Below are 7,605 nucleotides of genomic sequence, written 5' to 3' on the forward strand. Positions count from 1 at the left end.
TCATCGAAGCGTTCAATGGCCGCTTCCGTGCAGAATGCCTGAACCAGCATTGGTTCCTGACCCTTGCGGATGCCCGCGAAAAGATGGAGGATTGGCGTAGATACTACAATGAGGAAAGACCTCATGGTGCGATCGGCAACAAGGTGCCGATCTCGTTGGTGAATTCGGGAGGCGCAACCAGCCCGCCTCCCTGAATGAAGCCGGAAAACTCTAGCATCCGGTGGTCCAACGTTTGGGAGCGTTTCAAAGACCGCCGAGGCTCTAATCGCCGCCGGATGAAAATTCAGTGGCAGGTCATCTGAAATATCTGGCGTTCGGCAGCTTGGTCGCACCGCCACATTAACAGGCATCACAAACTACCGTGTTAGCATCAGTATCGTCCTGGGCTTAAAGAAGCTCGGTTCACGTTCCCGGAAAATTTGTTCATCGGGGCGGTAAACACTCTCGATTGAGGGCTTGTTCCACCATGATGGGAAGAACGGTCCCGGAAATGAGAACTGGTGATCTGGTCATCGCAAATAACCCGTACGCCAGCAATATCTTGAATCGGCTCATAAGTTCTTCCAGGGAACGACGACGCAAGTCCCCCGCCAGTCACGACAACAGGCTCGGTCCGTTAGCAGGAACCGTGGAGCTCGAATTTTATCTATGCTGTGAATGGGTATCATCCAAACAATCGATTTTACGAATTGAATGGCGTGATCCATTAGACGAGCATCTTGACGGAAATCAAGTCGTCGATGGCGCGCCCAGTGGTGTAGAGGGGTCAAATGTGTGGCTTTGGAATGTAATGCTTGCATAAGCGGTCGATCAGCCCATTGCATCACCTTGCAATCGTCGACAGCTCGGGGGTTCACCACCAATCGCACTCGGTACAGTCCGCAACGAGCCGCGGTATTGACAGATTCAGACGAGGCGGCCTGGTGACCGCTATTTTGGGGAAACGGCGTACGCTACACGCTGCCACGCGCGCGTTTCGACCTGCGTCCACGCGCGGCGTCATCATCCTACCCTTTGGTGGCCGGTCTCCGAATGCCACCAGGATAATTTACCGGAAAGGACGAGAGCAATGACGCACCTCGATTGCTCGTGCGAAGTGCACGGTGAGCGCGATGACGGCACTGGTAGTCACAGCGTTTATTTGACGTTCGACGACGGTCCGCATCCATTTTGTACACCGGAGATTCTCGATATTCTGGCTGAACACCGGGTGCCGGCAACATTCTTCGTCATCGGCGAGTTCCTGGCCGATCAATCTAAATTGATCCAGCGAATGATTGCAGAGGGACATGAAGTCGCCAACCACACAATGACGCATCCAGACCTGTCTGACTGCGAACCCGACGAGGTGCAACGTCAGATACTCGAGACAAACAGAGCCATAAAAATGGCGTCGCCTCAGGCGGTGGTGCGGCACATCCGGGCTCCTTACGGCATCTGGACCGAAGAAGTGCTCAAGGTTTCGGCGAATGCGGAACTCACTGCCGTGCACTGGTCGGTAGATCCGCGAGACTGGTCTCTTCCCGGGGCCGACGGCATTGTCAATGATGTGCTGCAGTCTGTCCGGCCGGGGTCAATCGTGCTCTTGCACGACGGTTGTCCCTCCAGTGAAATGCAACAAGGAACTGACCGCAGTCTGCGCCACCAGACTATCATGGCGTTATCTAGCATAATTCCAGCTTTGCATGATCGCGGCTTTGTATTCCGCTCGCTTCCTCGGGAGTTCTGATGGATATGCTTGACACAACCAGCACTGTCGCCGTCTCGCTTTATGCACTTCTCTCGACTGCTTATAAAAGCGTGCAGGCCGTTTATTCTCTGCCGACCGATGTTTCATTGGCGTCCCAGAGCTTGGCCGGCTTTGAGGAGCTGCCCAGCGTAGATGTCATCGTGCCAAGCTTCAACGAGGATCCCCGCACGCTTTCGGAGTGCCTGGCTTCTATTGCGGGTCAGGAATACGGGGGAAGGCTGCAGGTTTACCTAGTTGATGACGGTTCCGAAAATCGCGAGGCTTTGCGACCTGTGCACGAGGCCTTCGCACGAGACCCCAGATTCAATATTCTCCTGCTTCCCCAGAATGTTGGTAAACGGAAGGCACAGATCGCCGCGATACGCCGCTCTGCTGGAGATATGGTGTTAAACGTCGACTCCGACACGATCCTCGCATCTGATGTCATCAGGAAGCTCGTGCCTAAAATGCAAGATCCGGCTGTCGGCGCGGCCATGGGACAGTTGACGGCCCGCAACCGAAACGATAGTTGGCTGACCCGTTTGATCGATATGGAGTACTGGCTGGCTTGCAACGAGGAGCGTGCGGCACAAGCTCGCTTCGGAGCCGTTATGTGCTGCTGCGGTCCATGTGCTATCTACCGTCGCTCTGCGCTCGCTTCGCTGCTTGACCAGTACGAATCACAGTATTTTCGGGGAAAGCCAAGCGATTTCGGTGAGGATCGGCATCTCACCATTCTTATGCTGAAGGCAGGCTTTCGAACGGAGTACGTGCCGAGCGCCATCGCAGCGACAGTCGTTCCGAACAAGCTAGGACCGTATCTGCGCCAACAACTACGCTGGGCGCGGAGCACGTACCGGGACACGTTGCTTGGGCTGCGCCTGCTGCCCAACCTCCATCGCTTCCTTACGCTCGACGTTGTCGGACAGAACCTCGGACCGCTGCTTCTGGCACTATCAGTGCTGACGGGGCTCGCACAGCTTGCATTGACGGGCACCGTGCCTTGGTTGGCATCCCTGATGATCGTGGCCATGACGATGATCCACTGCAGCGTTGTCGCGCTCCGGGCCCGCCAACGACGGTTCCTCGGGTTCTCTCTGCATGCATTCATCAATATTTTTCTGCTACTGCCCTTGAAAGCCTACGCGCTGTGCACGCTGAGCAATAGCGACTGGCTGTCGCGCAGCTCTGCTGGCAACTCGAATCAACATCCGGCGACTGATGCGCGCACTACAGAATGTTCTGGACATGCGACAGCGCCTCGAAGGCTCAACCCCGCCCGCGATTCTGCCAGGCGAACGACGTCTGACTGCATGTGCAGCGACGAGTAAGATCTATTTACCGAGGTGAACGAGTTGACACAGAGCGACAATTATCAATTGCTGAATCGGGAACTGGCTGCACCCGATCCATGGGGACTCGACGCCAATCCATTCGAGCGTGAGCGTCACACGCAAATGCTCCGCTTGGCGCTTGCCCAGGGATCCATCTCAAATGCGCTCGAAGTGGGATGCGCTGCCGGCGCATTTACGGTGCAGCTAGCCCCCCACTGCAAACGGCTCACCGTGATCGATGTTGTGCCTCACGCTATAGAAAGATCGCGTCGACGCATGAGGGATTCTCCGCACATCAGCTGGATAGTCTCTGATGTTCAACAGTTTTCACCTGACGAGAGGTTTGATTTGATCGTTGTGGCGGAAGTGCTCTACTACGTTGGAGGAATAGCCGAGATGAGAGGGGCTGTTCGGAATTTAGTGCGGATGCTTGCGCCAGGTGGATATCTGGTTTTCGGATCGGCGCGCGACGCCAATTGTCGTCGCTGGGGCCACGTTGCTGGTGCTGAGACGGTCCTCGGCATGCTGAACGAAACTTTGCTCGAGCTAGAGCGGCTTGAGTGTCGGGGTGGGTCGGTCAACGAAGATTGCTTACTCGCCTGTTTCCGGAATCCGATTTCTGCCTCTTAACGGCCCCAACCCTCGACGTTCAGACATGGAGACACTATGCGCGTCTGTGGTACAAAATTGACCCGTGACGGAGCGGACGCGCTTGTCGAGGATGGGTGGCTCGCCTCCTGCGTCGAGCAGGAGAAGCGGGGCAACGACCCGCGATATGAAACTCTAGACAATCTCGACGTGATTGGCGCCGCATTGGCGCAACACGGTCCGGATCAACGCGTTATTGATCAAATCATCGATGGAAGGGGTGCAATGCTGACAGTTCTCTCGAATCCGTCGAGGGCCCCGGTCTCGTTCCAATGACAGGGCATTTCCCTGCAAGAACTATTATCGTGATAGGTGCCGCGCGGCCACCGCAGCCCGTGGCTCCGCCTCGTGGCGCCGATCTGCCTGGAGGAGCGTGCGCCTTATATAGTCATCCCTCGAACTCCGGATTGTGAAATGTTGTTTAAGCATCAGACGCGGATGAGATGCCAGGACAGAATTCCGGCTGTTGTCCATCTCGATGAATCTGCACGATTGCAGACCATCCCAGGCACTCTCTCCGTGAAGTCGCCGAGCTACTCTTCGAATGTAACAAGCTCAGGGACATTCGGCTGCTCTGCAACACGAGTGCCAATTACCACGGACGAGGCGTTTTCCCGGATGCTGCTGCGGCCCTTTAATGGAGACGCAATGAACACATACGGTGCGATGGACCAAGAAGAACACAACCAACCGAAGAAATGCCAGTCAACGGCGCCCGACGGTCAGATGAGCGCATGTTCATGTCCGCAATAGATTTTTCCGACGTAAGCAAGACATATGGCGACAAGGCCGTGGTCAACGCGCTATCGTTCCGCGTTTCTCCGGGGCAATGCTTCGGGCTGCTTGGACCGAACGGCGCGGGCAAGAGCACGATCGCACGCATGATCCTTGGCATGACAGCCCCTGATGCGGGGAAGATTACTGTGCTCGGCGTGCCGGTGCCTGCCCAGGCTCGCTTGGCGCGAAAGGGTATCGGCGTGGTGCCGCAATTCGACAACCTTGAGCCTGAATTCACTGTGCGCGAGAATCTGCTGGTCTACGGCCGCTACTTCGGCATGAATACACGCAAAGTCGAGGCGGTCATGCCGTCGCTCCTTGAGTTTGCACGCCTAGAGAGCAAGGTGAATGCGCGTGTGTCTGAACTTTCAGGCGGCATGAAGCGGCGCCTGACGCTAGCGCGTGCGTTGATCAATGACCCGCAGCTACTTGTCATGGACGAGCCGACCACCGGTCTCGACCCGCACGCGCGCCACCTGATCTGGGAGCGCCTGCGTTCCCTGCTTACGCGCGGCAAAACGATCATCTTGACCACCCATTTCATGGAAGAGGCCGAACGGCTATGCGATCGACTCTGCGTACTCGAAAGAGGTCGCAGCATTGCCGAAGGGCGTCCGCATGACCTGATCGATGAACTGATCGGGTGCGAAGTCATTGAGATCTACGGCGGCGATCCGCATGAATTGGAATCGCTGGTCGGGCCATATGCCGATCGCGTCGAAATTAGCGGCGAGACCCTTTTTTGCTATGTGTCCGACCCGGAGCAGGTGCGTGTGCGGTTGCGGGAGCGCGCGGGCTTGCGCATTCTGCAGCGTCCGCCGAATCTTGAGGATGTGTTTTTGCGGTTGACCGGGCGCGAGATGGAGAAGTGAACGATGGGTGAAGGTTGTGCCGCGGCTCTGCCCGCCAACGCTTTTAACTGGATTGCGATATGGCGACGCAACTATCTGGCATGGAAGAAAGTAGCACTTGCGTCAATTGTTGGAAGTCTGGCCGATCCTATGATCTACCTTTTTGGCCTCGGCCTTGGCCTCGGAATTATTGTGGGTCGCGTTGACGGCACAACTTACGTTGCGTTCTTGGCGGGCGGCATGGTGGCGACAAGTGCGATGACCTCTGCGACGTTCGAGACGATTTACGCGGCCTTTACGCGAATGCACGCCCAACGCACCTGGGAAGCCATGCTCTACACACAAATGACACTTGGGGACATCATCCTGGGTGAGTTGGCATGGGCAGCGAGCAAGGCATTTCTTGCCGGTACGGGAATCATAATCGTCGCCACCGTGCTAGGCTATACGACGTGGCCATCAGTCGTCTATGTGCTGCCAGTTATCATGCTCACTGGATTTGCATTCGCGAGCCTTGCGATGGTAGTCACGGCGCTTGCGCCCAGTTACGAGTATTTCATTTTTTACCAGACGCTCGTCCTGACACCAATGCTGTTCTTGTGCGGCGCGGTGTTTCCAATCGCGCAACTGCCCCAGGCCTTTCAGCAGGTAGCGCAGTTCTTGCCTCTAGCGCATGCGATCGACCTCATACGCCCGGCAATGCTTGGGCGCCCCGCGGGCAGCATGGGCATGCATATAGGCGCGCTTTGCATCTACGCGATTTTGCCGTTCTTCCTGTCGGCAGCGCTGTTGCGTCGGCGCCTGATGTCTTGACGCTACTCGCCACCACGCCATGAGGGGTATTGCGATGCAGTATCTTGAAAAGACCCGCAGAGCTCTGAAGATAATCATCATAGTCCGGGAACAAATGAACCCGTGTCGGCGCCGGTGAGACGATGCAGGTTTGTCGCTCTGCAACTGGCCGAACTCGGAAGCAAACACCCTTCAGGAAGATCCGGCGTGTATCAGGAGAAAAGCAAATGAAGGTCATCTCAATCGCTACGGCGCTCTTTGCTCTGGCGTGTCCCGCGAACGCGTTCGAAAACAATGCGGTCGCGGCTACGCCTATCTTAAGGACCGATCGTACGATTGCCGGTCAGCCCATCATCGTTCCACGGAAGGATGTCGAGGTCATCGCTTCGATTTATGAGATTGCGCCCGGTGCGACGTTGCCAATTCATCAGCATCGCTATCAGCGCTATGGCTATGTGCTTTCCGGGGAGATCACGGTCACCAATACAGAATCTGGGAAAGAAAGCATTTTCACGGCAGGGAATTTTATCGTCGAGTCCTGGGGGATATGGCATAAAGGGGCGAACAACGGCACCGAGCCGGTAAAGCTGCTCGTGATCGATCAGGTGGAAAAGGGCAGTGAGAATGTTCTGCCGCAAAAATAAAGACGTTGAGGTATCACCGGAGGGCAATCTGGCGCCACGGCTCGGATGTGGTGAACCCGTCCCATATTAGGGGTTGGTTTGCCGCTCCTTGCTAGAGTCTGTCAGCGCTAATCGGAATCGTGCGGAGATTCCCTTGCCTTCAATTTTGTGATTCAAGGTCATTGCTGGTGTGGAGGCCGGCAATGATGGTGCGACCTCTTTCTCTGGATTTGCGAACGCGCATTGCGACAGCGTTGAGTGATGGCATTACGGTTCGCGCCGCAGCGGAGCGGTTTGGCATATCGGCTGCGACAGCGGTGCGGATCGGACAACTCGATCGTTCAGGTAAAGGCCTGGTGCCGGCGAAGATCGGCGGCTATGTCAAACCGACACTGAGGGGTGCGGCCGCCGATGCAGTGCGTCAGCGGCTACAAGTCAAGTCCGACTGGACGGTGCGCGCACTGTCGGCGGACCTGAAGGCTGCGGGGATCAACGTGTCTCACGACACCGTCTGGCGCTTTCTGCGCAGCGAAGGCAAGACCTTCAAAAAAAACGTAAGCCCACGGTGAAGGCCGTCTTGCGATAGAGGGCTTCTGACTGCCAGTCCTAGTGGTAACACTAGGAGTAGTCATATGACGAAGCATCCAATTGAGGTGATCACGTCTGTAGAGCGCCGTCGGCGCTGGTCACGCGAAGATAAAGAGCGCCTTGTCGCTGCATGCTTTGAGCCAGACGCGGTCATCTCCGAGATTGCCCGCGCGGCCGGCATCCATGTCAGCCAGTTGTTCCGTTGGCGCAAAGAGCTTTGCCGGATCGAGGAGCCAAGGTCTGATACGGCGACTTTGGTGCCG

General features: G+C 56.5%; 10 protein-coding genes and 2 pseudogenes. 11 read left to right on the top strand and 1 reads right to left on the bottom strand.

Going from position 1 to position 7,605, the window contains the following annotated elements; genetic code table 11:
* A partial coding sequence (locus tag PH551_RS32350; protein ID WP_285196376.1) for an integrase core domain-containing protein occupies nt 1–194 on the top strand: 194 nt, incomplete at its 5' end.
* A 104-nt stretch (nt 195–298) separates the two neighbouring features.
* On the opposite strand, the pseudogene PH551_RS32355 reads toward PH551_RS32350, so the two are convergent.
* Nucleotides 299–668: pseudogene (locus tag PH551_RS32355) on the bottom strand (nodulation protein NodZ); the annotation flags it as partial.
* A 401-nt stretch (nt 669–1,069) separates the two neighbouring features.
* On the opposite strand from PH551_RS32355, the gene nodB reads away from it, so the two are divergent.
* The 10 genes and pseudogenes from nodB to PH551_RS32405 form a co-directional block, all read left to right on the top strand.
* The gene (nodB, locus tag PH551_RS32360) at nt 1,070–1,729 is read left to right on the top strand and encodes a chitooligosaccharide deacetylase NodB (RefSeq protein ID WP_004679213.1); all 660 of its coding nucleotides are present in this window, start codon (nt 1,070–1,072) and stop codon (nt 1,727–1,729) included.
* Nucleotides 1,729–3,060, top strand: a complete 1,332-nt coding sequence (gene nodC / locus PH551_RS32365) for a chitooligosaccharide synthase NodC (protein WP_004679211.1) — start codon at nt 1,729–1,731, stop codon at nt 3,058–3,060. Before nodB ends, nodC begins: the two co-directional genes overlap by 1 nt.
* A gap of 15 nt (nt 3,061–3,075) precedes the next feature.
* Nucleotides 3,076–3,693, top strand: coding sequence for a nodulation methyltransferase NodS (gene nodS, locus PH551_RS32370; protein ID WP_010028264.1), 618 nt, complete (start codon nt 3,076–3,078; stop codon nt 3,691–3,693).
* Nucleotides 3,694–3,729: 36 nt separating this feature from the next.
* A complete protein-coding gene (locus tag PH551_RS32375; RefSeq protein ID WP_004679207.1) occupies nt 3,730–3,987 on the top strand; it encodes a carbamoyltransferase N-terminal domain-containing protein in 258 nt (85 codons plus the stop codon).
* Nucleotides 3,988–4,053: 66 nt separating this feature from the next.
* Nucleotides 4,054–4,346: pseudogene (locus PH551_RS32380) on the top strand (carbamoyltransferase C-terminal domain-containing protein); the annotation flags it as partial.
* 99 nt (nt 4,347–4,445) lie between these two features.
* Nucleotides 4,446–5,360, top strand: coding sequence for a nodulation factor ABC transporter ATP-binding protein NodI (gene nodI / locus PH551_RS32385; RefSeq protein ID WP_018247215.1), 915 nt, complete (start codon nt 4,446–4,448; stop codon nt 5,358–5,360).
* A 3-nt stretch (nt 5,361–5,363) separates the two neighbouring features.
* Nucleotides 5,364–6,152 (top strand): ABC transporter permease, encoded by a 789-nt coding sequence (locus PH551_RS32390; RefSeq protein WP_004679202.1) that lies wholly within the window; start codon nt 5,364–5,366, stop codon nt 6,150–6,152.
* 206 nt (nt 6,153–6,358) lie between these two features.
* Complete coding sequence (locus tag PH551_RS32395; RefSeq protein WP_004679201.1) at nt 6,359–6,775, top strand: cupin domain-containing protein; 417 nt, start codon at nt 6,359–6,361, stop codon at nt 6,773–6,775.
* A gap of 182 nt (nt 6,776–6,957) precedes the next feature.
* On the top strand, nt 6,958–7,323 hold the full coding sequence (locus PH551_RS32400; RefSeq protein ID WP_285196377.1) for a transposase: 366 nt from the start codon (nt 6,958–6,960) through the stop codon (nt 7,321–7,323).
* Between the two features lie 63 nt (nt 7,324–7,386).
* On the top strand, nt 7,387–7,605 hold a 219-nt coding region (locus PH551_RS32405; RefSeq protein WP_285193331.1), incomplete at its 3' end, for a transposase.

Source organism: Rhizobium atlanticum (assembly GCF_030182485.1).
Taxonomy (GTDB): Bacteria; Pseudomonadota; Alphaproteobacteria; order Rhizobiales; family Rhizobiaceae; genus Rhizobium.